This window comes from Kineosporia sp. A_224 (assembly GCF_002198655.1).
Classification (GTDB): Bacteria; Actinomycetota; Actinomycetes; order Actinomycetales; family Kineosporiaceae; genus R-H-3.
Genome location: NZ_MWLN01000020.1, coordinates 4,932 through 7,464, shown reverse-complemented (window position 1 = coordinate 7,464; position 2,533 = coordinate 4,932). Strand labels below are relative to the sequence as shown.

Genomic DNA, 2,533 nt, shown 5'->3' with positions numbered 1-2,533 from the left:
AGGTGGTGGGCGTCGGTGCCTTCGTGCGGGACCGGGCACGCCGGGATGACGCACCCGCCGTCCCTGGCGGCGAGCGCCTTGCGCTGCGCCGGCGTTGCGAGCCGGTGCGCCCGCCCCACATCCAACGGCGCCCCGTCGGCATCGAGCAACACCTTGGTGAGAGTGGCGGTGCAGGCAAGGTAGGCGAGCAGGTGGGACCCGATCGGCCCGTGCCGGTGCAGCGTCGCGAACCCGGCAGCCCGGCCGACCCGGCGCGCCGCGGCGTCCGTGGACCCGTTGCTGGAGAACGTCTGCGAGTTCCTTCCCGAGACGCCGGACCCGGCAGCAGCGAGGTCAGCGGCGTCAGCGGTGTCGAGGTCTGCGCCGGCGGCACCGAGGTCGTTGGCGCGTCCGCCGTCCGGGAGGTCTGCGGCGGCGGCCCGCTGCCGGACCTGCTCGGCGGCCACGCCCGCGGCTGCGACCTGCTCCGCCGTCGCTGTCACCAGCAGGTTCACCAACGGGGAGGGCGCCTCCCCACCGCCACCGTTCCGGCCGGCGCGGAGCAACCCCATCACCGCGTCGTAACGGCGCATCGCCACCGTCCGGTCGTCCTTGATCAGCGTGACCTGCTCAAGGCCGGTGTCGTCGACGCTGAGCACCTGTTGCGCCGGGCGCGGCTTGCCCGCGGCGGACAGCATCGCCGACAGGACCGCGGTGTCCGCCGGGGTCAGGGTCATCCGCAGCGACCCCATCCCCGTGGAGTCCTTCACCAGGGACAGGCCGCGGCGCAGGTGGGCGTCCTCGTCGAAGTCCTCCTCACGATCCGGGTCGAGGACCCGGACGAGTTCGTCGACGAGGCGGTGGATGGCTCGGACCGGGAACCGGCGGCACTGCTCGGCGAGGAACGCGTCGGCGATCTCCATCCCGGACTTCAGCTCACCGGTGGCGTCGTCCTCGAGCAGCACGATCCGCAGCCGCTTCGGCAGCCGCGTCACGGCGCGGACGCAGGCGTCCGCGTGTTCACGGGTGATCTCACCCGCGGCCAACGCGGCGCCGACCTGCGGCAGGCTCCCCGAGTCCGCGTCCAACGCGTGTGCGGCCCGTGCGTCAGCGTTCGCCCGCCCCGGGTCCACGTTCAACCGGCCGGTCAAGAACGCCGCCGCGACCTTCCCCTCACTCACCCCCGGCACCGCCTCGGGCCGCTCGTCGAGAAGCTTGATCACCGCGAGCCGTGCCGCTTCCGCGGACGCCATCGCCCGCGTGAACGCCTCCAGCGCATCCCGCGCCTCACCGTCCGACAGGGACCACGCGCACCGCGCCGCGTCCAGCACCACCGCGGTCGCGGCGTCCATCGCGGCGATCCCCGCGAACAGGTCGTGCACCGGAGCCGACTCCCCGGACACGACAGGGCCAGACGGCAGCGACGCACCCGGCTCACCGCCGGACACCTCGCCGCCTGCCTGCTCGTCGCTGCTCACGAGAACAACACTAGGGACGGGGTCCGACAGTCTGATCCTCGCGAGACCCGTTCCAGCACAACAAACTTTGCGTGAGTCACCATCACTCACCAGCAGTTGTGGAGGCTCCGTCCACCACCGGTCTCAGCGGTCGAAGCCCCGTCCGTCGAAGCCGCTGATGTCCTCGTCGTCGTCGGCACCGAAGGCCGACCCGAAGGCTGCCTCGAAGGCGTCGAGGTCGAGCACGAGGCGCTCCGCCTCGGCGGAGAGCGGCGTCCCGGCGGGTTCGGCGGACCCTGTGGTCTGCGCGGGCTGCGGGGCCTCGGCGACGGACCCCGTCGGCGTGAAGGGCGGGTCGTCGTCGATGCCGTCCGGCAGGACGAGGTCGCGGAGCAGGTCCAGGGTCGGGTCGAGTGTCGGGAGCACGGCCTCGGAGCCGGTGACGTCCGGCATCACGACAGACCTCGCCGGCGGCTGCTCGGGCTCCGGAAGGGCGTGGCGCCCCGGGCGACGGGTGGGGAGCGCCGGCGACGCTGCGGGCGCCGGGTCCGGCGCGCCGGTCGGCCGTGCGGCGCCCGGCAGGTCCTCGACGGGGTCGGGGCTGGACGGCCCGGCCTCGGCCGCGGGCTCCGGTACGGACGCGTCGGGCTCGTCGACGGGACGGGCGGGGACCGGCACGAACGGCGACGGAACGCCGGGCAGCACCGTCGTCGGCGCCGTGGCGATCGGCATCCGCGGCGGACCGACGGGTGCCGGCTCAGCGGGCGGCTCAGCGGCCGGCTCGGCAGGCGACGCGGCAGGCGGTTCGACGGACGGCTGCGCCGGCGGCACAGCAGGCAGGTCCGCAGGCAGGTCCGCAGGCAGGTCCGCAGGCCGGCCGGCCTGCGCCTCGGGAGCGGCGGACGCTGTCACGGGCGCGGCGGACGCTGTCACGGGGGCAGCGAGCGGAGGGGCCGGCGGCCTGCCGGGCGGGACGTCCGGCGGGACGACGGGTGCGACGACGGGTGCGACGACAGGTGCGACCGCGCCGTCCGACCCCGACCCGCGACGCTGCCGGCCCGACCGCGCTCTCGGGCCCGTCGTGTGGCTGCACGACC

General features: G+C 75.0%; 2 protein-coding genes. Both read right to left on the bottom strand.

The window, feature by feature from the left end; translation table 11 throughout:
* Nucleotides 1-1,547: DUF222 domain-containing protein (locus EDJALFJO_RS00450; protein WP_143448201.1), on the bottom strand; the 1,547-nt coding region annotated here is incomplete at its 3' end.
* Between the two features lie 33 nt (nucleotides 1,548-1,580).
* Entirely contained in the window at nucleotides 1,581-2,168 is a 588-nt protein-coding gene (locus EDJALFJO_RS00445) for a hypothetical protein (RefSeq protein ID WP_143448200.1), read from the bottom strand.
* Nucleotides 2,169-2,533 lie beyond the last annotated feature (365 nt).